The organism is Ureibacillus terrenus (assembly GCF_006569205.1).
Classification (GTDB): Bacteria; Bacillota; Bacilli; order Bacillales_A; family Planococcaceae; genus Ureibacillus; species Ureibacillus terrenus.
Map to the genome: position 1 here is coordinate 141142 of NZ_VIGD01000005.1, position 23613 is coordinate 164754.

15 protein-coding genes are annotated in these 23613 nt (G+C 45.6%); 5 read left to right on the forward strand and 10 right to left on the reverse strand.

Going from position 1 to position 23613, the window contains the following annotated elements:
• Nucleotides 1-263 precede the first annotated feature (263 nt).
• Both brnQ and FKZ59_RS05515 read left to right on the forward strand, forming a co-directional pair.
• The gene (brnQ, locus tag FKZ59_RS05510) at nucleotides 264-1601 is read left to right on the forward strand and encodes a branched-chain amino acid transport system II carrier protein (protein WP_141601749.1); all 1338 of its coding nucleotides are present in this window, start codon (nucleotides 264-266) and stop codon (nucleotides 1599-1601) included.
• 1067 nt (nucleotides 1602-2668) lie between these two features.
• Nucleotides 2669-4105 (forward strand): S41 family peptidase, encoded by a 1437-nt coding sequence (locus FKZ59_RS05515; RefSeq protein WP_181733186.1) that lies wholly within the window; start codon nucleotides 2669-2671, stop codon nucleotides 4103-4105.
• A gap of 159 nt (nucleotides 4106-4264) precedes the next feature.
• Here the strand turns inward: FKZ59_RS05515 and FKZ59_RS05520 are convergent, their stop codons facing one another.
• The 4 genes from FKZ59_RS05520 to FKZ59_RS05535 form a co-directional block, all read right to left on the reverse strand.
• Complete coding sequence (locus FKZ59_RS05520) at nucleotides 4265-4843, reverse strand: TetR/AcrR family transcriptional regulator (protein ID WP_141601751.1); 579 nt, start codon at nucleotides 4841-4843, stop codon at nucleotides 4265-4267.
• 531 nt (nucleotides 4844-5374) lie between these two features.
• Entirely contained in the window at nucleotides 5375-6910 is a 1536-nt protein-coding gene (gene murJ / locus FKZ59_RS05525) for a murein biosynthesis integral membrane protein MurJ (protein ID WP_141601752.1), read from the reverse strand.
• Entirely contained in the window at nucleotides 6903-8006 is a 1104-nt protein-coding gene (locus tag FKZ59_RS05530; protein WP_141601753.1) for a glycosyltransferase, read from the reverse strand. The genes murJ and FKZ59_RS05530 overlap by 8 nt, the downstream gene beginning before the upstream one ends.
• Entirely contained in the window at nucleotides 7984-9150 is a 1167-nt protein-coding gene (locus FKZ59_RS05535; RefSeq protein WP_141601754.1) for a polysaccharide pyruvyl transferase family protein, read from the reverse strand. Before FKZ59_RS05535 ends, FKZ59_RS05530 begins: the two co-directional genes overlap by 23 nt.
• 305 nt (nucleotides 9151-9455) lie before the next feature.
• Here FKZ59_RS05535 and FKZ59_RS05540 point away from each other — a divergent pair, with 305 nt between their 5' ends.
• Both FKZ59_RS05540 and FKZ59_RS05545 read left to right on the forward strand, forming a co-directional pair.
• Nucleotides 9456-11366, forward strand: coding sequence for an S-layer homology domain-containing protein (locus FKZ59_RS05540; protein WP_141601755.1), 1911 nt, complete (start codon nucleotides 9456-9458; stop codon nucleotides 11364-11366).
• A gap of 327 nt (nucleotides 11367-11693) precedes the next feature.
• Nucleotides 11694-13160, forward strand: coding sequence for an O-antigen ligase family protein (locus tag FKZ59_RS05545; protein ID WP_181733187.1), 1467 nt, complete (start codon nucleotides 11694-11696; stop codon nucleotides 13158-13160).
• 37 nt (nucleotides 13161-13197) lie between these two features.
• On the opposite strand, the gene FKZ59_RS05550 is transcribed toward FKZ59_RS05545, so the two are convergent.
• Both FKZ59_RS05550 and FKZ59_RS05555 read right to left on the reverse strand, forming a co-directional pair.
• The gene (locus FKZ59_RS05550) at nucleotides 13198-14640 is read right to left on the reverse strand and encodes an N-acetylmuramoyl-L-alanine amidase (RefSeq protein ID WP_141601757.1); all 1443 of its coding nucleotides are present in this window, start codon (nucleotides 14638-14640) and stop codon (nucleotides 13198-13200) included.
• A 487-nt stretch (nucleotides 14641-15127) separates the two neighbouring features.
• Nucleotides 15128-16033 carry a C40 family peptidase gene (locus FKZ59_RS05555; protein WP_141601758.1) on the reverse strand — a complete coding sequence of 302 codons (906 nt, stop codon included), beginning with the start codon at nucleotides 16031-16033 and terminating at the stop codon, nucleotides 15128-15130.
• Between the two features lie 389 nt (nucleotides 16034-16422).
• Here FKZ59_RS05555 and FKZ59_RS05560 point away from each other — a divergent pair, with 389 nt between their 5' ends.
• Complete coding sequence (locus FKZ59_RS05560) at nucleotides 16423-18180, forward strand: adenine deaminase C-terminal domain-containing protein (RefSeq protein WP_141601759.1); 1758 nt, start codon at nucleotides 16423-16425, stop codon at nucleotides 18178-18180.
• A 334-nt stretch (nucleotides 18181-18514) separates the two neighbouring features.
• Here FKZ59_RS05560 and FKZ59_RS05565 read toward each other — a convergent pair whose 3' ends face one another.
• The 4 genes from FKZ59_RS05565 to FKZ59_RS05580 form a co-directional block, all read right to left on the reverse strand.
• Nucleotides 18515-20446, reverse strand: coding sequence for an N-acetylmuramoyl-L-alanine amidase (locus FKZ59_RS05565; RefSeq protein WP_141601792.1), 1932 nt, complete (start codon nucleotides 20444-20446; stop codon nucleotides 18515-18517).
• 142 nt (nucleotides 20447-20588) lie between these two features.
• Complete coding sequence (locus FKZ59_RS05570; protein WP_141601760.1) at nucleotides 20589-21551, reverse strand: C40 family peptidase; 963 nt, start codon at nucleotides 21549-21551, stop codon at nucleotides 20589-20591.
• 255 nt (nucleotides 21552-21806) lie between these two features.
• Complete coding sequence (locus FKZ59_RS05575) at nucleotides 21807-22880, reverse strand: CAP and S-layer homology domain-containing protein (RefSeq protein WP_141601761.1); 1074 nt, start codon at nucleotides 22878-22880, stop codon at nucleotides 21807-21809.
• 293 nt (nucleotides 22881-23173) lie between these two features.
• Nucleotides 23174-23407, reverse strand: coding sequence for a hypothetical protein (locus FKZ59_RS05580; RefSeq protein WP_141601762.1), 234 nt, complete (start codon nucleotides 23405-23407; stop codon nucleotides 23174-23176).
• Nucleotides 23408-23613: the final 206 nt, after the last annotated feature.

Below are 23613 nucleotides of genomic sequence, written 5' to 3' on the forward strand. Positions count from 1 at the left end.
TCTGTGCGGAGTTTTATTTTGGCGAATGGACAAGCGTCCGGTATAAATTGTTTTCATCCGGAGAAAATACCACTGCCGGAGCGCAAAATTTCCGGGAACTATAAAACCTTCCAATTGGTGATGACGTTCCTATTTATAAATCTAAAAAAATTATTTGTTTTTTGCGACAATATATGATAGAATTCGACAATGTTGGCGTTCGAATTATTAATTTTTTTTGAAATTTTTCTCTATTTTAAAAACACTGAAGGAGAACAGTCATCATGGAAAATTTGGGAAGTTTTGTGAAGGACAATATAGCGGTCGGGTTTATGTTGTTCGCTCTGTTTTTAGGAGCCGGTAATATAATTTTTCCTCCCCTGTTAGGACAACAGGCGGGTGAACACATTGTTCCCGCCATGCTCGGATTCCTGATTACGGGTGTGGGCCTGCCGCTTACCGGCATTGTTGCAGTGGCGAAAAACGGCGGGGACTTCCAGCAAATCGCAAGCCGCATTCACCCGTTGTTCGGAGTAATTTTTACATCCATCGTGTATTTATCCATCGGACCGCTATTTGCGATTCCCCGTACAGGAGCGGTTACATATGAAATCGGGATTGCCCCATTCTTGTCGAAAGAAGCGGTGGAAAGCTGGGTTCCTTTATTTATCAGTTCTTTTGTCTTTTTTGCCATCAGCTTATATTTGGCATTAAATCCAACAAAACTGGTGGACCGCATCGGGAAAATATTGACACCTGCATTGCTGATTGTCATCGTACTGCTCGCGGTAAAAAGCATCATTACACCGATGGGTTCCGTTCAGGAAGCACAAGGGGATTACATTTCAAATGCCTTTTCGAGAGGATTCGTGGAAGGCTACTTGACAATGGACATGCTCGCTTCCCTGGTGTTCGGCATCGTCGTGTTGCAGTCCATCCAGGCAAAAGGCATCATGAATCTCGCAAAACAAGTGACCATCACGATTTTCGCGGGAATTGTCGCGGCGCTCGGACTTGCTTTCGTCTACATTTCTCTATCCTGGATCGGCGCCTCCAGCCCGGCGGCAATCGGGTATTTTGAAGAGGGCGGAAGCGTCATCTCGGCCGCGGCTAATGCATTGTACGGCAGCGCGGGCAGCATCATCCTGTCACTCATTATTATTCTTGCCTGCATCACGACTTCCGTAGGTTTGATTACGGCAAACGCTACGTATTTCGCGAAATTATTCCCGAAACTTTCTTATAAAATGTTGGTCGCGGTTTTTACGGTATTCTCTTTCATCATTTCCAATTTCGGATTGGCGAAATTAATCAGCATCACATTGCCGGTTTTATTAATCATTTATCCCATTGCCATCGTCCTGATGTTTATGATCATGTTCGATAAAGCGTGGAACCGGGAACCGATTGTTTATGTCTTCCCATTAATCGCCACCGCTTTCGTCAGCCTGTACGATGGATTGAAACAGGCGGGATTGGAAATCGGCTGGTATCAAAAGATAGTAAGCTCCCTTCCGCTTGCGGAACAGAGCCTGGGTTGGGTCATCCCCGCCCTTGCCGCACTGGCGATCGGATGGATCATTCAATTGCTGATAAAACCGGCGAAAAAAACTGCCGATTAAAATGAATGGGCTCAACGGAAAAGTTTTCTTTTCCGTTGAGCCCTTTTTGTGCAAACAGGAACAAGGACAGATAGATTCCCTCTTGGGCACTTACACTTTCCTCTTGGGCGTATAGGATTCCTCCTTGGGTACTTCCATTCTCCTTTTGGGCAGTTGGGGTTCCAACTTGGGCAAATATGCCCCTCTCTTGGGCAGATACGGTTCCAACTCGGGCGCTTGCTGTTTTCCCTTGGGCGGTTAGGGCCGATCTTGGGCTCCTATGCCAAGCTCTTGGGCAGATACGGTTCCAACTTGGGCGCTTGTAGTTTTCCCTTGGGCGGTTAGAGGCCAATCTTGGGCTCCTACGCCTCTCTCTTGGGCAGATACGGTTCCAACTTGGGCGCTTGCTGTTTTCCCTTGGGCGGTTAGAGGCCAATCTTGGGCTCCTATGCCTCTCTCTTGGGCAGATACGGTTCCAACTCGGGCGCTTGTAGTTTTCCCTTGGGCGGTTAGAGGCCAATCTTGGGCTCCTACGCCAAGCTCTTGGGCGGATACGATCCCAACTTAGGCAATTAGGATTTTCCCTTGGCCAGATAGGCTCCGCTCTTGGGCATTTGAGCCGGCTTCTTGGGCACTGAAGATTCCTCTTTGGCTTTCCCGCTTTCTGTTTTCGCACCAACCCCTTGGGCAAATAATGTCCCCCATATCGTCTTCCCGCGCTATTTCCGGCAGATGGCGGACTTCTCCGCAATGAACCGAATTTTCCGGGAAAATAAAGGATTGATTATTTTATCGGGGGACGGTTTTTTTCGTTTTAATCCGGCTGACTTGTACATATGTTGTACAAAGATGAAAATCTTCTTAGGCATTTCTGTACATATTCTTCCATTCCCTTCCTTTTCTCCGTTGACGACGTTGAAAGCACTTTGCAGATCCGCTCGCTGTTGTGAAGGGCAAATCCTGTTTCCCCACAGACATTCCCCTTCACCTTTCGGAACATAAAACCGGCAATTTCATAAAAACAATCAATGCTACTATCTTCCCATCTTGCCAATAATTATCCATTTCAGAAAGAAGAGGTGTATCTGATGAAAAAAGCGCTTCCTTTCGTTTCCCTGCTATTATTTTTATTATTCATTCCGCATCGAGCAGAGGCTGCCGCCATTTTGCAGGAAATTAAAGACATCATCAAAACCGAATATATCGGAGAAATCAGAGGAAATCCCGATCAGGCAGCGAGCATCGAGGAAGTCATGAACATGCTGGATCCGTATTCCAACTATTACAGCGCCGAAACGTTTAATTACTACTTTAACCTTCTGGACATGAAGCAAATCGGGATTGGGGTCGTCATCGAGCAGCATGATCAAGGCTTATTGGTTACCAACGTATTTGAACACGGAAGCGCCTTTGAACAGGGGCTGGAAGCGGGGGACATCATCACCAAAGTGGATTCGGTCCCGCTCAGAGGAAAATCCCTTGAAGAGGGACATGCATTATTGTTGGGCGATGAAAATACCATGGTCACTCTCGAAATTTTGAAAGCCAATGGTACAACCCTTGTCAAAACGTTGACCCGCAAACCGTTTTATTTGCCGAACGCGACAGGCCGCCTCCTTTACGGCAATATCGGTTACATACAGCTTCAGTCCTTTTCAGCGGATGCGGCTGATCTGATCAGAAAACAATATGAAAAATTGAAAAGGCTGGGGGCTTCCTCCTTCATTCTGGATCTGCAAAATAACGGGGGCGGCTACGTCCAATCCGCGGAAGAAGTGATCGCTTTATTCCGGGATGCAAAACACGCCTATCGGGTAAAATACAGCGAAGCCAATACGGAATACTATTTGCACTACGGCCCCGAAAAATCCAAATACCAGCTCCATCCCGACGGTACGCTTCTTGTAAACTTGCCCGACACGGTGCAGCCGATATTCGACCGATCCACCAAAATCCTTGTCAACCGGTATAGCGCGAGCGCCTCCGAAATGACAGCCGCCGCCGCAAAAGACTATGACGCGGCAGTAATCTATGGAGAAAACACCTTCGGAAAAAGCACAATGCAGGGGTTCTACCCATTATCCGATGGCAGCTATTTAAAATTGACGATCGGCGAATTCTTCGGACCAAAAGGGACAATGATCCGCGCTTCGGGGGTCACGCCGGATATCCAAACCGGTTCCAATCCAATCTATCAGGCCCATTACGATGCCATCGCCGAACAGCTCGTCGCCTACAGGGAAATGCGGGCTTTAACGGGCGTTCCGACGAACAATACCTTTAAAATCACGTTGAACCGCCCGCCCGGAACACTCAATGAAAATGACGTCGAATTGGTGGCGTTGGGAGGCAAAAAAGTGGACGTCGCCTTGTCGAAGAACGGCAACCAATTGTTCGTCACGCCAAAGCGTCCATTAAATCCGGGAAGCGAGTACATGCTGATCATCCATCCGACATTGAAGGACCGACAAAACCGTCCATTGGAAAAGGGGGCCTATATGCGCGTCACGGTGAAAAATCAATAATAAAAAATAGAGTCATATTTATTTCTTCTGAACATTTTAGAAGAAAATAAATAATGACTCTTTTTATTTAGAAAAATCCATGCAAGTTCTTCCCGTACTTTTTTCACCGGACCGATATATTAATCTTTTCACCATATGAATAGTATTAACTTGCTAAAATCATGATTTGCAGACGGCGGTTTTGGGGAAATACACGTTGATGATTTCGGAAGCCAGCTGCTCAGGCTCTTTTTCTTTTGTAAACAACAACATCAATGTGACACGTTCAATGGCGCCGACAAGGCTGTGGGCAAAAATGCGGGGATCATGCTCCGAAAATTCGATCCGCTCCGCCAACAATTCTTCGAGCACTTTTGAAAACTTGGCTTTCAATTCTTCCGATTCTTCCGCCTGATAAAAACCGATTTTCGTCAAATAGGGGTTGCTTGCAAAGTATTGAAAAAGGACGGTTAAATGTCTATGTAAAAGATCAATCAAATTGCCGCCTTTCGCTTCCTCTTTCAAACGGTCGAGATTTTCCAAAAAGCTGTTTTTAAATTGCAAGATTAAATCCCGATAAAGCGATTCTTTATTCTCAAAATACAGATAAAATGTAGGTTGTGTTAAATTCGCAGCCTTCACGATGTCGCTGATTTTCGTCTTATGGTATCCATATTTTGAAAATAATTCAGTGGCGATATCCAACAGCAGCTTCTTGCTTTTTTCGCCGCTGGAATTGACTCTTCTACCTCTAGGCAATATGCTTCCCTCCATTCCTTAGTCATCCTGTCAAAGTATTTTCATTATATAGTAAAAATTGTTTGAACTAAAGGAGATTATCATAATAATACAAATTTCTCTCAAAAAAGTAGGCTGAACTGTATAAAATAGATTTTTTTACAGTAAATAATTCGGAAAAAAGGAAAAAGAAGTTATTAGGTGAAAAGTTTTACACATACGGAATAATTTCTTGTTGCTCATTGCATAAATTTGATATTTTTGATTTATATATTAGTCGCCCGTCAATTTGATTTTTTTCATTTACTACTCTGGGCTCTTTTTTTATATCGGCATTGCCGGCCAATCCTCCATTATTCCAATAGTATTTTTTTGATATATTTTTATTTTACAGAAAAATATTACAATATCTATTAATTTAATAGGGGTATTTATTGAATCAAATTGACAGAGCCCATTTCCGATAAAAAAAATCACCCAATTAGGTCCAATTGGGTGATTTTTTCTTTCCGCTTATTTCTTTTTGGAGAGGGAGACGATTATCGTACTATATTACTTATTTCCAACTACTTTTGTTTTTATCCGTTTAAAATATTCTTCCGCCTCTTTTATTCCGAACAATAAGTACAGGCCGATCGTACTTGCGCCGAAGACGGCGGCGCCAGCGCCAAATGTGATCCACTTGTATCCGAAAACCAGATATTGATTCGCCAAATAAGTAATGACCCCGATCAGGATGATGGAAATGAAAAGCTTGGCCGAATCCAGCAATTTTTGGCCTTTGCCGACTTTCAACCCGTATTTGAAATGGGCGTAAACCATCAATAACAACGTGTTGCAGCCGGAGCTGATCAAAGTTCCCCAGGCAATGGAGGAAACTCCGGCGGAATCGGCAAGCAAGTACATAACGGCAATATTGATAATAAAAACATTGATAATGCTGAAAATGACCGGCGCGTAAGAATCCCCTTTCGCATAATAAAAGCGGGTGATGTAGGAATTGGCCGCAAGGAAAAACATCGACAAAACGAAGATTTTCAATACCGGCGCGGTCAATTTTGTGCCTTCTGCCGTAAAGTTTCCATACTCAAAGATCACCTGGATAATGTTTTCCGCATAAAAAAACGAAAAGAGGGAAACGGGCACCATCAGCATCAGCAAGTAGCGCAATCCCCTGCTGTATAAGCTTGTTATGGATTCGACATCATTTTCCGCTTCTTTCCTGCTCAAAATCGGATAAATGACCGTCGACACCGCCGTAATTAAAATGGTCTGCGGAAATTGGGTCAATCTCGATGCATAGTTTACGACGGAAATCGCGCTTTCCCCGAATCCCAAATACTGCGCGAAAATCCGCTGCAACACCGCATAGATTTGAACCGTTCCGCCGCCAATCATGATTGGCAGCACCATGATCCATAAATCCTTCGTGGCCGCATTCCGCTTAAAAGAAAGGCCGACGGGATGCGAACCCAGCTTGCGGTAGCCGTCGACAAGGAAATAGATCATGATGGCGGCGCTGGCCATCGCGCTGATTCCGTAAGCAATCGGTCCGAAGACAAACGAAAGGGCGACCGCAATCGCCAAAAACGCGATATTGTAGATTAAAATCGAAACGCTGGATAAATGAAACTTATTATGGATGTTTAATAAGCTGCTGTAGTAGGATGCGAGAATCAAGAAAATCGATGAAGGCATCATCCAATAAAACAAATGTTTCGTCAATTGAATCGCTGACGGGTTAACATTTTCATCGTTCTCAAATAACTTGTTCACAATCGGATCGGTGAATAAAAGCATGATTGCCGTCATCAGCATGGCGGTTGACAAAACAATGGTAAACGACTGTTTTACAAACTCCGCTTTATCGGTCGTTCTTCTGCTATAAATCGAAATGACCGCCGTCGCAAACGCGCCGCCGACGACCAAATATAAAAAGTTCGGCACCATATAGGCCATGAAGATGCTGTCTGCCGCATACGAAAATCCGTACTGGTAGCCGACGACCATTTCCCGCAAAAATCCGAAAATCCGGGCGGCGATATTGATGATCGCCACCGCTCCGACGACTTTTAAAAATTTATTCATCAGACCGCCCCCCGTCCGCCGCGGATTCATACAGCCTGATCACGCGTTTTGTAATTTCCTCCGCATCGTGAAGGTGCAGCACCTTTTCGCGGGCTTCCTGATTCATATATTGTTCTTTTGGGGTCGTCAGCGCTTTCATCATTTCTCCCGCCAGAGCGTTCGGATTTTTCGGTTCCACCAAATGGCCGGCTCCGTCCCGCAACAAATACGTCAACCCGCCCACATCGGATGCGATGACGGGCTTGCCGGCCGCGATGGCTTCCAGCGCAACCAGCCCGAATCCTTCCAAATGGGAAGGCAATACGAACACATCGCATGCCTGATACCATTTCACCAATTCGCTTTGCTCCATAGGTCCGCGCATGATCACATCTTCGTCCACCAACGGTTTCAGACTGTCGACGAAATTCACATCCCGCTGGGAACCGATAATGACAAGCTTCACGTCCTGATCGGACTGCTTTTTCACTTGCTGGAACGCAAGGAGCAGCTCTTCCACCCCTTTTTGCCGGATGACATTTCCGACAAACAAATAAATAAAGGCATGTTCATCAAGCTGCAGTTCCCGTCTTGCCCGCATCTTGTCCCCGGGTCTGAATCGCTTGCAATCGACCCCCATGCTGCAAACCAGAATCCGCTCCCGCGGAATGCGGTATTCCTTTTCAATTTGTTCGGCAAGCACCGGACCGACCGCAATGACATGGCTGCTCTCCTGCAAAATTTTCTCCGTCCAATTGCGGATGATGTTGTTTTTCTTCGCCATCCGCTCGATATCGCCCCCATGGGCCGTCACTACATATGGAATATGGAACATTTTCTTCATGAGCAATGAAAAAACGCCCGATGGGAATACGTAGTGCGCATGGGAAACGGAAATGGATTTCCGGTATTTCCATGCTTTTTTCAAGACTTCGTTGGCCCATTTGCCGTATTTCAAAATGGTATTTTTCTTGCCCGTCCTTGGATCGGCATTCGCTGCCACAATTACGTCGATATTTTTGCTGCGCAGTGCTTCCACTTGATTTTTGACAAAAATTCCGAATGATGGATGTTCCTTTGAAGGATACATGTTGCTAATCACGAATACTTTTTCCATTTTCCTCCACTGCCTTCATCAACAATTCTCTTCCTTTGTTTGTTGCTTCTTCACAAACCTTTTGAGCGATGCTTTTTGTATCATGAACAATGTCTTTCCAATTTTTCCGAAGGTGGCTGAAAGTGCGGGCCAATGCCATTTCATCCTCCTGGATATCCCCAATCGTAAGGCACCGGTCTTCAACGCCGATCAGTTTCATAAAATTGGCCACTTTCGGGTGATACGCGATGCCGACGATTGGCGTCGCCGAGCATGTGGCGACAATCAGCGAATGCAGCCGGGTTCCGATGATCGTGTCAAACCGGCTTTCAAATTCCAGTAATTTCTGAGGTTGCAAGTTTTCATCGATAATCTTCGTCCGCTCCCGGTGCCTCATTTTCTCTTGGATATCTTTTGTCACGCAGACATCTTGGGGATATTTCGTGGCAAAAAAGGTGATGTTGACATCTTCCTTTTCAATCAGCCGATCCAAATTCCTTGCCATCCCCGATACGTATTCTTCGTATTTATCGACGTCCCCGTAAGGCCAATAGTTCTTGTTGTACATCGGAACACAGGATACGGCGACTTCCTTTGGCGACTCATTATATTCTTCCCTCGGTTGATATAAAGCCAAAGCCGGATCGCCAATCACATGGATTTCCTTCTTGACCCCTATGTCGTTCAACAGCTTCTTGGATTCCGGATCCCTTACCGATACATTGGAAGCATGCCTGCACATGCGCCGGATCAAAAACCGTCCGATGACCGTATTGATGGGGCCGGCACCGCAACCATAAATAATAAACGGCACCTTTGAAAGCTTGGCCATCATGGCATAGCTGCCGTACAGATGGGCTTCGCGCCGGTAGAAGTCCATGAGGATGCCGCCGCCGCCGATGATGAGCAAATCCAGCCGGGCAACACGTTTTTTATTCTTTTGAAATGTATGATAGAAGGTTCTATAGATATTGTTGGATTTATAGTATAACGGATAGCTATGAACCCCATATCTCGCGCTCGTTTGTCCGGGATTGTTGCTGAATACTGAGATGTCCTCACGGGAAATATTGAACGTCCGCTCCAGCTGCAGGATGATGCTGAAGAGGATTGCCTCGTCCCCGTTATTATCATTCCCGTAATTCCCCACGATTCCGATCTTCATGTATCTACTAATCTTTAATTATGACCAATCAATTATATCATATAAAAACTCTCCTCCATATAAAAGGCAAGGACCAAGTTTTTAACAATAAATGGGCCTTTTTTCAGCTCTTCCTCCCCCGGATCCTCCCAAAGAAAACCCTTGCGAGGAATCGAAAATGCTACAATTTTCGCCGCTTTTTTCACAATATTTCTATTTCATTCAAATCAAATCGCCTCTTAAGAATCTATTTCATTTAAATTCAATAACCCCTTAATAAATTAGTAAAATTTTGATAGTATTGAAGTTATGAAAGGAGGGAATCCATGAAAAGATTTTTAGGATTGGCTGCCTGTTTTTTCCTGGTGTTCTCGTTCTGCTTTACCCACAAGGCGGAAGCGGCAGACGATGTGACCGGCAACTATCATGAGCGGGGGCTGCGCTATCTGATCATGAAAGGGGCCCTGACTCCCGACTCCAAGGGAAACTACAACCCAAGCGCGAAAGTTACGCGCGGCCAATTTGCGGCTTTTCTATCAAAAGCGATCGGTTTGCCGAATGCATCCAAAAAAACCAATTTCAAAGATGTGCCGACAAATAACAAATATTATCAGGACATTCAAAACGCCGCCGCCGCGGGAATCATTACAGGGTATCCGGACGGCACATTCAAACCGAACGACCCGATTTTGCGCCAACATATGGCCGTCATGATTTACCGCACATTGAACCATTTAAAAGTTCCGACAAACACAACTGCCCCATTGAATTTCAAGGATAAGAACCAAATTTACAAAGACTACCAAACAGCGGTGGCAGTCGGTGTGCAAAAAGGAATCATCAAAGGTTCGACAATGCCGGATGGCGTCTATTTCTATCCGCTGAACCACACGACTGTGGCCCAGGCGGCAACATTCGTCATCAGGCTGATGGAATCCATCGGAGACCAGGAAGCCATCAATTTCGGAATTTATGAGCTCAAGCAGATCCTCCAAAACGGAACACTTGGTGCAACCAAAAAAACCTCTTATACATATGAAGATGTATTGAAAAGTGTTTCGTCAAACAAAGACGTGATTGTCAAAGACGGCGACATCATCTATATGGCGCCCGGCACCGGTTTTGCGGTAACCAAAGCCTACGCGGTGCTGGAATCCACGATGGTTAACGACAACATCAGCGTAGCCGCGGGTTCGGAAATGCAATTTATTAAAGCGGAAGGAAAACGCATCAAAGTAAACTTCGGCGGCCATGAAGGATATGTGGACCAAAACAGCGTGCGGTTGGTTCCTTTTGATTTGGCAAAGGGCCGAAATTATTATGAAAGAACAGGCGAAGGAGAAATCAAGCACGTCTTGGTGGACCAGCTGACGGGAAATGCGAAAGGAAGCTATATTTTCGGAAAAGCGCCGAGCCAAATGAAAGCCGGCAAGAAATATTACAGCTGGGACGGCATCAACTTCTTCTCCGGTTCCGAAAAGTTTACTTACTATAACTACTATCAATTCCTCCCTGTTCATACAAAAACGCAATATACGGCCCAGCAGCTCGAAAATTACATCCAGTATATCCTAAAAGAACGGGAAAAACAGGGCGGCCGCTACAAAGACGCGACAAAGAAAAGCAAACTGATTGGCCTCGGAAGCAAACTGAAGGCCATCGAAGCGGAATACGGTGTCAATGCGATGATGATTCTGGCGCTCGCGATGCATGAAAGCGATTTCGGCATGAGCGATTATGCGCAAAACTATAACAACCTCTTCGGCTTATATGTCTATGACACCAATCCGTTGAAAATGAAATTTGCGTCACCTGAAGCCAGCATCCGTGAATTGATGGATCAATTCTGGTGGAAAAAATATATCCCGGCCAACGCATCATTCGGTTACGGTACCGTGTATGGGACAAAAACCATCGGCTTCAATGTGAAATACGCATCCGACCCTTATTGGGGCTCAAAGGCTGCCGGCCATTATTACCGCGCGGACAAATCCATGGGATTCAAAGATGCAAACAAAGCATATAAAGTCGGCCTCACGACGACATCCGGCTTGAATGTCCGCACAGGGCCCGGCACAAGCTATACGGCCATTTACAAATATAACCGCTCCAATATACCGGTATTGATTACAAATGAAAATGTGAATGGCTGGTACGAAATCGTTCCCGACAGCAAAGATTACAAAAAAGCTTACGTGTCAAAAGATTACGTGAAAATTTTGAATACAACCAAATAAAAGAAAAAACAGCTGCCAGAAAAGAATTTCTTCTGGCAGCTGTTTTTTTTGTCGAATTATTGGTATAATGCACGGTGGGTGGTTGGACGAAAAGTTCAGGCATTACAACGGATTGTGCCGACGGAATCTTGAACCGGATTTGCAAACAATTGGATTGTATGGAATGAAGAAGAGCTGAAAAAATAAAGATAATGTCCGAAAAGAATAATGAATCTTCTTATACAGCAACTTAACATTATCGTAATGGAAAATTAAAAAGCACATGTTATAATAGGTGTCTGATAGAAAATTGATAGAATGAAATACTATGTCGAAAGGAATTTATTTATGCAGCGAACAAAGGATACGGTATTTTCAAAAGAATATCTTCCATTGTTAATACTCGTATTATTCACTTTTCTGTCCCTTGCTTTGCCTTCCAAAATCGCGTTGGTCCTAACGGCTGCCGTATTCGCGGTCTATGCCTTTCTCAAACCTTTTGATAGCATTTTATATTTGGCCGTATACGTGGCAATCAGGCCTTTCCTGACAGAAATCAATCCCGGCCTCAAGTTGATCGGCGATATCATCACGGTTGTGCTCCTCGTCAAACTGATCATCGCCAGCAAGTTTGATCTCAAAGGATTATTGAAATTCAAGTTTTTCGAATGGGCCTTTTTCGTCTTTTTGCTGCTCGGATCCATCGTGGGATACATAAATGGTGTAAGTCTTGGGGCAATCATTTTCCAAATCCGCACTTTCATCATTATGTATTTGATCTATTATTTCTTATCCCGTACAAAACTTCCGGAAAACTGGCCCGTCAAACTTGCATGGACGGGGGTCGGGCTTGGCTGGCTGCTGTCCTTGCACGGATTAGTGGAAAAATTATCAATCCGTCAATTATTGCTTCCAACCACATGGAAATACATGCCGCTTTCCGAGGAAAATTTCGCGCGGATCTACAGTCTGCCCGGCAATCCCAACTCTTTGGCATTAATATTAATGTTCTGCATTATAGGTATATTCTATTTAAAGCATGTTTATGATACAGCCAATACGAAACAATATAAAATTTTCCTCAATATCAGTTACGTGTTATTCTTCGGAATATTCTTCCTGACATATTCCCGCGGAACATTGATTTCTGCCACAATTCTCGCGATCGTGTACATCATCATGACGAAAAACTATCGGCTTATCAAGCAATTGGTGCTTGGCGCAATTGCCGGACTAATATTGGTATTCTATCCGGTCAACAGCGGGGTTATGTTGGTGAAAAACTTGGGCGTGGAAGCTCCGGATGCCAGTGTCGTAGACTTATCCGAACGTTTCGGCCAATTGTTCCAGGAAAAAAACGTCAACCGAATGCAATCCACAGGACGGATTTTCTATATCAAAAAAGGTTTTGAAATTTTCTCCGATTATCCGATCACCGGTTCAGGTTTTGGAACATTCGGCGGAGCCGCCACTATATCTTACGGTTCTCCGATTTATGAAAAATACGGCATCGATTTATCCATTTATTATAAAAACAAAATCTATTCGGATAACCAATACATCCAGATCATCGCAGAAACCGGAATATTGGGGGTCATCGCATTCTCCCTCTATCTTCTCGGAATGCTCGCCTTATTCTGGAAGCGGAGAGATACGAAATTCGGCGCATTCATGGCGGCCCTTTGGCTGTCTACTTGCGCATCGGGAGCCTACTATAACATTTGGGAATTGAAAATCTATACATTGATCTTCTTCATCATCTTGGCACTGTTCGCCTTGGAAAACAAATTCTATAAGCAATATGAACTGCGGTAAAAAACCCTGCATCGGATTGTCCGATGCAGGGTTTTCATTATTTGCTGTAGTAATTCACGATTCCTTGGTAAATCGCGTTCCCAAAAATCTGCTGATAATTGCTGTCGATCAATTTGGAAAGGTCCTCGCCATTGGAGATGAACCCCAACTCCACCAATACGGACGGGAACACGGAATGGCGGATGACATAAAAGTCCGCCCGTTTCACACCGCGATTCACCATTTTGGCCTGTTTCACAATCTCGTTGTTGATGCTCGTTGCCAGCGCATAATCTTCCAATTCATTGTCATTCGCGGTAATACTGTAATAGGTTTCCGTTCCTTTGGCGCTGGAACTTGTCGAAGAATTCGCATGAATGCTCACGAAAACCTCCGCATAATGCTCGTGGGCGAAATCCACCCTGTCCTGCAATGAGGGATATGTATCTCCCGTGCGGGTCATATACACAGTCGCCCCATCTTTCTCCAGTTTTTGTTTGACCACATTCGCGACCGCAAGAGCAATTTGTTTTTCCTGGTAGCTTCCTTTCGTTGCGCCCGGATCGGTTCCTCCATGGCCGGGATCAAGAACGATAATCCGGTTCTTTACTTTAGATCCGCTTTGGTTCAGCAGTTTCAAATATGATTTATGGGTATAGCCGACGGATCCTTTGTAGTTGATTTTCGCCCACCAGCCATTTATGGAAATGACATATACCTGATCTCCCCGGTTCAATTTGCCGATTGTAGGCGCCGAGCCGCTCGCGGCGCTCCGGACATGCAGATTGTTCACTGTGGCCCGTCCGATTGTATCCGTCTTTTCGGGAACGCATGCATTCTGATTGACCGGTTTTACATCCAAACGGAACTGGCTGTTCATGGTCCGCGCCACTAACAGGGCGAATTGGGTTCTTGTCAAATGGCTGTCCGGATTGAACTTTCCGTTGCTGCCTTGGGCAATCCCGTTGTAATAGAGGGCATTAATGTATTTAAAATATGGATGATCCGCCGGTATATCGCAAAACGGCGAAGGGTGGGACGCATATTGCTCAATATCCAATTTGAACGCTTTGGCAATGACTTTGCTCATTTCCCCGCGGGTAAGATTGGTGTACGGTTTAAAGCGGTTATCCGTTATATTGTCAAAAAGGCCGAGGCTTGCCGCCCTTTCCACATAACCGGACAACTCCGGATTCTTTGCGGGATCGACATCCACAAACGAAGAACGGGACACTTTCAGGGGCTCATACCCCGCTCCGATGACGACCATTTTGGCAGCCTGTCCGCGCGTCACGGGATCAGCCAATCTGAAAATGCGCCGTCCATTTTCCGTATACCCTTTGATCACTCCCATGCTTTCTAAATAATTGATGTATTCATAAGCTTCATGGGTGGGCGGCACATCATCGAATACTTGGCCTGCAAGCGCTTTCGACGGAAACCCGCAAAAGGACGCCAAAAGCAAAAGCCCCAGTATAATGATCCATTTTTTCAAAAACATTTTCTTTTTATATCTCCCTTCCAATCGATTTCATATTCGGCCATTTCCATAAATAACATTTTTTTTGCGGCAATTGAAGGCTTTTTCCGATTTGTAACCCTCCCATCATCGAAACTTAATCTTGTTGTAAAGCAAATGCCAAATGTTAGGAAAACTCATTCCCGATTCATTTTTTTATCGGATGATGTTTACGATTGTGATGCGGAAAAATTTTCTTCAAAAATAAAACATTGCCTGAGGGGCATCCAACCGAAGATTCCCCCAGGCAATGCAAAAGTGGAATCGAATGATGAGGCGCATGGTTTCCGCGCAGATTCCGAGATTGGTTGAGTGAAGTGATTTAGATTGGTTTTTGTGGTTTTTGCTCATGCCATTCATAAAGCAAAGGATGGAAAAGTAATGGCAGCAGCTCCTTATATGATGCCGACCGGATGAGAAATTCCGCCAATGTTTCGTTTGGAAGGAAGGTGGCAGTGTTATCCCTGCGCTACTTGCTCATCGCGCGGCTTAAGAACGTTTCCAGCTGCTTGATCGTGACATAATCGTTCGGCCCGTATTGTCCGTTTCCCTTTCCGACGGTGATGCCGTTCTGCGCCAATATGGAGATGTAGCCGGCCGCCCAATGGTCCGGATCGACATCGCTGAATCGGACCGGCTGGCTGCCCGTCGGTTTCAGATCGAAGGCCGCCACAAGCACTTTCGCCATCTGGGCGCGGGTAATCGGCGAATTCGGATTGAATTTTCCAGATTCATTTCCTTCGAAGACTTTTAATTTGTTCAAAGCCGTGACGGCCCCCGCCACTTTGTCTGTCGGCTTCACATCGGCAAAAGGCGATCGGGTGTCGGAAGTGTCAAGCCCCAATGCTTCGGCCAGGCGGAAAGCCGCTTTCTCGCGGGACGCATAGACGCTGAAATCGACCGATGCCGGTTTTACTTGGGAGGACGAGGAAAAGTCCGCGATGCGTCTTGCTCCGACATAGCGGCTGTTCCAATAGCTGCTGTCCAATGAAGCAATGCTGACCCCTTTGCTGGAAGAAGAATTGATGAATTCATTGTTTCCTATATAAATGCCTACGTGGGAAACGCCGCTTCCGGAGGTGTTAAAGAACACAAGGTCGCCGATTTGCAAGTTTTGTCTTGAGACCGGAACCCCCTGTGTATACTGTGCCGCGGAAGTGCGGTTCAGCTCAATGCCCAAATCCGCGAACACCCTTTGCACATATCCGGAGCAGTCGAATCCTTTCGCCGTGGTTCCTCCCCAAAGATATGGAACGCCTATGTATTGTTTTGCTGTTGTGATTAATTGCTGCGTTGTTGCCGCTTCCGCATCAACGACCGGGGAGGCCGCAATCATGAAAGATGCAAATACCGGGATGAGCCAGCGCTTTTTCACTGTTAATCCCCCTTTAATTTCCTTTCCATTTCGAGCCTACCATAAATTTTGCGCCCGTTATTTTTCAATTATGTAACGGATTGTTTAACCGAATTGAAGAAAAATAAGGAATATGGCTCAAAAAATTAACGCTGAAGAGAAAAAATTATCCGAAAAGTAAAATTCGTAATGTGTTTGTAATGAATATTGTTAATTATTTGATATTAACCCATTGTTTAATGTTCGAATCATTGTATTTTTAACAAAAATAAAGGTAATTGAACGGACATTTCCGGACGGTGCCTGTGAAAAAAACAATGCCGCTAAATTTATTGAAATTTTTGTAAAATGAATTTACAATAAATGAATAATTGTTCATTTCCAGGGGATATTGGAAAAGGGGTGCAACAATGGAGAATAGACGATACAAATGGAACAATCAACAATTAAGAAACCATGTAAAAGTGCTCGACGGGGAAAAACAGCCAAGCATCATTTTGAAAAACGCCACCTATCTGAACTCCTATTTGAGCCGATGGGACACGGCGAATATCTGGATAGACGGGGATCGCATCGTTTATGTCGGGGACGATTTGCCGGCAAATGTTCGGGAAACGGAAATCATCGACTGCGAAGGGAAATACCTCGTACCGGGCTATATTGAGCCCCACGCCCATCCATACCAGGAATACAATCCTCTGGCCTTTGCCAAATACGCCGCGCAGTTCGGAACGACAACCCTCATCAACGACAACCTGGTTCTATTTGTGCTTTTGAATCCCGAAAAAGCGTTTGACTTGTTGGAGGAATTGGACAAAACGCCTTACAACATGTACTGGTGGTGCCGTTTCGACCCGCAGACGGAACTGTCCAACCACGGGGAAATCTTCCATACAACAGATATCCTCCAATGGCTCCGGCACGAATCGGTGGTGCAGGGCGGCGAGCTTACGGCCTGGCCGAAACTGCTCGAAGGGGACGACCACCTCCTGTCCTGGATCCAGGAGGCGAAACGGCTCAATAAAAGAATCGAAGGGCATTTCCCCGGGGCGTCCGAGCGAACGCTCGCTAAATTAAAATTGCTCGGCGCCGATTGCGACCATGAAGCGATGACCGGCCGGGAAGCCCTTGCCCGGCTGAAGCAGGGCTATTATGTTTCATTGAGAGATTCATCCATCCGTCCCGACCTGGACATTTTGATCAAAGAGTTGCTGGAGCTCGGCGTCCAAAAGTTTGACCGCTTTTTTGTCACAACGGACGGCTCCCATCCTTACTTCTATGAAAACGGCATGACCGATGCCCTGATCAAAAAGCTGATCAACCACGGCGTCCCTGTCATCGACGCCTATCAAATGGCCAGCTATAATATCGCGAACTATTACAATTTGGAGCACCTGCACGGCTCCATCGCGACGGGCCGGATCGCCAATATCAATATTCTGGGCGACCCGAAAAACCCAGCTCCGGAAAGCGTCCTGGCAAAAGGAAAATGGGTGAAGCGGAATGGCGGAGCGCTGCATGATGCATCCCGCATTGATTGGGCGGCGTACCGCTTTTCCCCTCTCTCTTTGAAATGGTCTTTGACCGGAGAGGATTTCCATTTTGCCAATCCGTTGGGCATCCATTTGATCAACAACGTCATAACAAAACCTTATGAAACGGATCTGGATCTCGATTGCGACGGGTTGCCGCCCGATCACGACGAATGCTTCCTGATGATGGTGGCAAAGGACGGATCATGGCGAATCAATACGGTCGTCAAAGGATTCGCGGAGAATCTCGGCGGATTGGCAAGCTCCTATTCCGGTCCGGAAGATCTTCTGCTCATCGGGAAAAACAAACAAGACATGCGGCTTGCCTTTGAGCGGATGAAAGAAATCGGCGGCGGCATCGTTCTGGCGGAAGACGGGCAAATTATCCACGAAATCCCTCTGCCGTTAATCGGAAGAATGTCCGATTTGGAAATGGAGGCATTGATTCCCCTTGAGAAAAAGATGATCCGGCTGCTGAAAGAGCGCGGCTTCCGCCATGAAGACCCGGCCTTCACGCTGTCGTTCTTCTCCGCGACCCATCTGCCGTTTATCCGCCTCACGCCGCACGGATTGTATGATGTGAAAAACAGAAAGGTGCTCGTGCCTCCCGAAAAAAGGCAAATTACGCTGATTTAATTGTTGCTCATAAATATCACATATATGTTATATTTTAAGTCTGAAGCGGGAAATTGAATTCTACCGGAAAGAAAACGGGGAAGTTCCTGTTGAAGGGTTTCCAGATCCGTTATCACCAAAAGAAGAAGCAAAAGTAATGCGAACCATTCAATTATTGCTTAATTTCTGATGAGTCGTCCAATCACGGACCTTCCAAAAATGAATTGGCCGCAACCTCCATTTAAATCCATTCGCGCCAATGAAAGATTGATTTTCTGTAACTTGAAAAGGATAGACCGGCAAGGCATGTCCCTTCCGATCTATCCTTTTTCGTATGGCGAAGCGCCAATCCTTTTTATTTTTGATAGTACTCGACAATCCCTTTATAAATGGAATCGCCGAAAATGTTGATGTATTGGCTGCTTGTCAATTTCGAGCGGTCTTCCGAATTTGTAATAAAGCCTAATTCCACCAACACGGAAGGCAGGATCATGCTTCGAATCACATAAAAATCCGCCTGTTTGATTCCGCGGTCTTTCATGTTCGCATTTTTCACTATTTGACTGTTGATGCATTTGGCCAACAGCTGATCTTCCTCAACATTCACATTGCCTTCGATACTATAGTACGTTTCCGTACCAGAGGCGCTCGTAGTCGTTGCCGAGTTGACGTGAATGCTGACAAAGATTTCCGCATAATTGTTCAGCGCGATTTGCACCCGGTCTTCCAATGTCGGATACGTATCGCCCGTTCTCGTCATGATGACTTTCGCGCCGTCCGCCTGCAATTTATTTTTCACCACGTTCGCGACTTTCAGCGTGATTTCTTTTTCCACCGCCCCGTTGCTGGAAGCGCCGGGGTCTTTTCCGCCGTGGCCCGCGTCAATGACGATGATGCGGTCTTTTACAGGGCTTCCGGCCTGGTTTAATAATTTCAAATAAGATTTATGCACATAGCCTTTCTTGCCGTTTGATGTCGTCACATTCGCCCAGAAACCGCTGATCGAATGAACGGTTACAATATCCCCTTTATTGAGGGTTCCGAGGGATTTGGAAGAAGCGCTTGCCTGTTCCCGGAGATTTAACCCGTTCGTTGTCACGCGGCCGATCGTTTTGGCGGTTGCAGGCGGTGTGGACGTCGTCTGCTCTTTTGTCGCCGAAATTTGGACATATCCCGGAACCCCGCCTTTTTCCGTCAAATACCAATTGCCGACGGTTTTATATACCGGTATCTGATCGTTGGCATTATAGGTGCCGATTACTTTTGAGCTTGTATTGGCCGTTTTGTAGACATTGACCGCTTTGGTCGCAATCACTTTCTTTTGTACGCTTCCGAGCGGTTGTCCGGTATCGTCGACAATTTGCGAATAGCTGCTGGAAATATAGGCGAATTGTCCTTTATACATCACTTTATACCAGCCGGTATGAATTTCGAATAAAGGCAGGATGGTTCCCTTATTGATTTGGCCGATGCGGTTGGCATTGGAAGAGGTATCTTTGGAAGTGCGCACATTCAGGCCATCGACAGTGGATTTGACCCACCCAATGGCATCTTTTTCATTTGGCGCTTGCACCCCTTGCACCGGCAAAGGCAAGCGGAAACGGCTCTCTTTGGCGCGGGCGATAAACAGTGCAAATTGTCCGCGGGTTACAGATGTTCCCGGCTTAAACACCCGGCTGTTGCCCGAAGGACTGCCTTGCGTGATGCCATTGTAGTAAATGGCGGCAATGTACTTATAGTAAGGATGGCTTTTGGTGATGTCCGTGAAAGGCACGGATAGGTTCGCGTACTTGTTGACATCCAATTGGAAGGCATTCGACAAGATTTTTGCCATCTCTTGGCGGGTTAAATTGACATTCGGAGCAAATTCTCCTTTACTATTATAAGCCTCAAAATACCCTGCGCTCACCGCTCTTTCCACATATCCGGAAAGTTCAGTGCCCACTTTTACATCCTTGAAGGAAGACTTGGACACTTTCAGCGGGCTCAATCCCTTTGAGACCACGACAATTTTGGCCGCTTGCCCCCTTGTGACGGGATTATTCGGCTTATAATATCTTCCGCCCTTCTCTTCATAACCTTTTATGGCTCCCAACCCTACCAAGTACTGGATTTCTTCATAAGCTTCGTGGGTTGCCGGGACGTCCACAAAGGTCGCTTTCGCGCTGGCACTATGTACATTCAGTACATAAGAAAAACAAAAAACAACCGCAAATAAAATGAAAAACGGCTTCTTCTTAAACAGTGGGTTCCCCTCCTTTCTTGGAAATAAAAAGCACAATTTCATTCTATCAAAAGAAATATTTGCAAACATCCGTCTTTTCTACCTGTTTCTCCTACTTTTTCCTTAGAAACGGTTGCGACTTATAGTAATAATCTCGGATAAAAAAGGGAGAGGCTTTTGTCGCCTCTCCCTTTTCCCGTTCAACTTATTTGACATTTGTACGAATCCGTTCGATGAAAGTATCCAAATGAGTAAAAGTTGTATAATCATTTACGCCGAATGTTCCGTCTGGTCGGCCAATGGTGATTCCGTTCGATGCCAAAATTTGAATATATTCATATGCCCAGTGTGATTTTGGAACATCTTTGAAAGTCTTAGCCGATCCTTTCATTTTCAAATCAAAGGATAGCACTAACACTTTCGCCATTTGGGCACGCGTGATTGGCGAATTTGGATTGAATTTTCCGCTGCCGTCGCCTGTAAAGATTTGCAATTTATTTAATGCTGTTACGGCGCCGGCATATTTTGAATCAGATTTCACATCCGTAAATGGAGAATTTTTATCGGATGTATCCAAGTTCAATTCGCTTGCCAATCGAAGGGCCACTTCGCCGCGGGAAGCGTAGATGCTGAGGTCAACCGTTGAAGACTTAACTTCTTCCTGCGCTTTTTTGGCCGTTTCTTGCACCTGCTTCGCCTGTTCGTTTGTAAAGTTTGCTACGCGTCTTGCCCCTACGTAGCGGGAACCCCAGTAGTATGGATCATTGATGTTGTCGATCCGAACGCCTGAAGATGTCGTAGAAGAAATGAACTGGTTGTTCCCCAGATAGATGCCGACATGGGAAACACCTTTGCCGGATGTATTGAAGAACACGAGATCCCCAACTTTTAAATTGCTTTTGGAAACCGCCGTCCCTTGTGTATATTGTTCGGCGGAAGTGCGTTTCAACGAAATGCCCAATTTGGAAAAAACAAATTGCGTAAATCCGGAACAATCGAAACCGCTTGTCGTCGTTCCGCCGTATTTATACGGAACTCCGATATATTTTTTCGCCGTCGCAACCAAGTCGTTCACTGTTGCGGCTTCTGCAGTGGCAGGCTGGCTGACACTTACTCCGGATACAAGCATGAATGAAATAAAAATCGGCGCTAACCATCTCTTTTTCACGAACACAGGCCCCTTTCGAATTTCTGTCTTTAATGAATCCGTTCCTCTATTAAACACTCACTGCTAATAGACTACCATAGATTAAACTCCCGAAACTTTTCATTTGTGTAACGTTTTCATGAAAATACAAAAAGTGCCGAATCCCTTAATTTTCAAGGAAATTCGGCACTTTTCACAAAAAACGGATGCAATATTTTTGTAGAATCTTGTAATATTACTGTAATATTGTAATATTATCGGTTGAAATATTACAGGCTATTTACTGGATAACAACAGGACCCAGTAATAGTTTCCTTTGGCATCGGCTTTGATGCCGACCCCGATATGCGTGTAGACCGGCTTCAGCATATTGTCCTTGTGGGATGGAGAGGCCATCCATGCATCCACGGCATCTTTCGGGCGCGTAAAATAGCGGCCCAGGTTTTCGCCGAGTCTCGTGAATCCGTAATCAAAAACGTTTGCCATATCCCATGGATAACCGTAGTACGGGGAATAGTGATCGAAATATTTCCACTGGATCATGTCCTGCGCTTTAATGATCGCCAGCTGGGTGAGGGCCGGATCCTCTTTTACCTGAGGAATCCCCGCTTTTTTCCGCTGCTCATTCACCAGCCGGATCGTTTCATTCGTCCAATTCACGGCCGTATTGACGGTGGAAATATAATGTTTCGATAAATAGTCATAAATTAATTGGTGAGATTTGACTTTACCCTTAAATTCGATGCCCCTCCAGACGAGAGCGGCCAATTGGGCTCTCGTGACAGACTGGTTCGGGGAAAATTTGGTCGGGCTTGTTCCCTTGATGATGCCGACATCCGCAAGGGACTCCACATAATCTTTTGCCCAAAAATCTTTTGGATAGTCCTTAAAAACGGTTTTATTGACCGAATCGACTTTGACTCCGTAAGCAAGGGCGATCATTTTGGCGACCTGCGCTCTTGAGAGCGGCTCTTCCGGACGGAAATATTCATTGTTTTGAACAACGCCCAATTCGGCCAGCTTCCGGATTTCTTTATAGTATTTATGGCTTGTCGGAACATCTTTCGCCTTTAATTTGAAATTGGATTCCAGAGAGATTCCCAATGACTTCGCTATGACTCCGGCGGTTTCACCCCGGGTAATCGGCTGATTCGGCCGAAATGTGCCGTCGGGAAAACCGCTGAGATATCCTTTATTCGTTAATGACACGATAAATTCCGCTGCCCAAAAGTTGCTGTCGATATCCTTATACGGCAGTTTGGAACCGCCTGCCGCGGCTGCCTCCCCGTTCAGAAAAATGCCGGATAGCAAAAAAATGTATGCGGCAATAATGATGATTTTTCGTTTCATAGGCTCTCTCTCCAATTCACTTAAAAAATATCCAATGCTAATATATTATTCATTCTTTATTTTTATTGCAATAACCTTTATTTTTATGAGATAAAATTATTGTCAAATTGCAATCTGTGATAATTTTGTAATATTTCACGATGGACTCTTAGGAAAATCCGTGCATCGGAGGGCAGATTCCATTGAAATGGATCAGGGGAGGCTGCGGAACCGTTGGCGTAAAAAAAAGCATTATCCGGGATTGGCGGCAATCCCCGGATAATGCTGGATATTCCAGCCCCGTTCCGGATTGATTATTCCACTTTCACGATATGGAAGCCCGGCCCGCCGGTAGCGTCGAGGGAGCGTGCCCAAGATGTTTCCTCATCCGCCCGAAGTTGCCTCGCTTGTGCCCAAGAGGAATCTCCATCCGCCCAAGGGCACTTCACATGTGCCCGTGTTGTTTTCTTATCTGCCCAATCATGCCTCACATCCGCCCAAGGGCACTCCACCTCTGCCCATGATGAACCCCATCCGTTCAAATGCATCCTTTATCTGCCCAGGTTATACCGCCATCCGCCCAAGGTTCCCTATTTTCTCAAGTAATCCGTCCAAGTTGAATCCCCCATCCGCGCCGGCACACGCAGCAATTCATCAACAAAAAAAGAGCGAATGTTTTCCATTCGCTCTTTGCAGGCTCAAACCCGTCAAATTTTTGCAAGAAGCAAAAATAAAATAGAACATTCGATTGATT

Excerpts from the sequence above, each read along its gene's own strand:
- brnQ (WP_141601749.1), top strand. The coding sequence starts at position 264 with ATGGAAAATTTGGGAAGTTTTGTGAAGGACAATATAGCGGTCGGGTTT.
- FKZ59_RS05515 (WP_181733186.1), top strand. The coding sequence starts at position 2,669 with ATGAAAAAAGCGCTTCCTTTCGTTTCCCTGCTATTATTTTTATTATTC.
- murJ (WP_141601752.1), bottom strand. The coding sequence starts at position 6,910 with ATGAATAAATTTTTAAAAGTCGTCGGAGCGGTGGCGATCATCAATATC.
- FKZ59_RS05530 (WP_141601753.1), bottom strand. The coding sequence starts at position 8,006 with ATGGAAAAAGTATTCGTGATTAGCAACATGTATCCTTCAAAGGAACAT.
- FKZ59_RS05535 (WP_141601754.1), bottom strand. The coding sequence starts at position 9,150 with ATGAAGATCGGAATCGTGGGGAATTACGGGAATGATAATAACGGGGAC.
- FKZ59_RS05540 (WP_141601755.1), top strand. The coding sequence starts at position 9,456 with ATGAAAAGATTTTTAGGATTGGCTGCCTGTTTTTTCCTGGTGTTCTCG.
- FKZ59_RS05545 (WP_181733187.1), top strand. The coding sequence starts at position 11,694 with ATGCAGCGAACAAAGGATACGGTATTTTCAAAAGAATATCTTCCATTG.
- FKZ59_RS05550 (WP_141601757.1), bottom strand. The coding sequence starts at position 14,640 with ATGTTTTTGAAAAAATGGATCATTATACTGGGGCTTTTGCTTTTGGCG.
- FKZ59_RS05560 (WP_141601759.1), top strand. The coding sequence starts at position 16,423 with ATGGAGAATAGACGATACAAATGGAACAATCAACAATTAAGAAACCAT.
- FKZ59_RS05565 (WP_141601792.1), bottom strand. The coding sequence starts at position 20,446 with ATGAAATTGTGCTTTTTATTTCCAAGAAAGGAGGGGAACCCACTGTTT.
- FKZ59_RS05575 (WP_141601761.1), bottom strand. The coding sequence starts at position 22,880 with ATGAAACGAAAAATCATCATTATTGCCGCATACATTTTTTTGCTATCC.
- FKZ59_RS05580 (WP_141601762.1), bottom strand. The coding sequence starts at position 23,407 with ATGCATTTGAACGGATGGGGTTCATCATGGGCAGAGGTGGAGTGCCCT.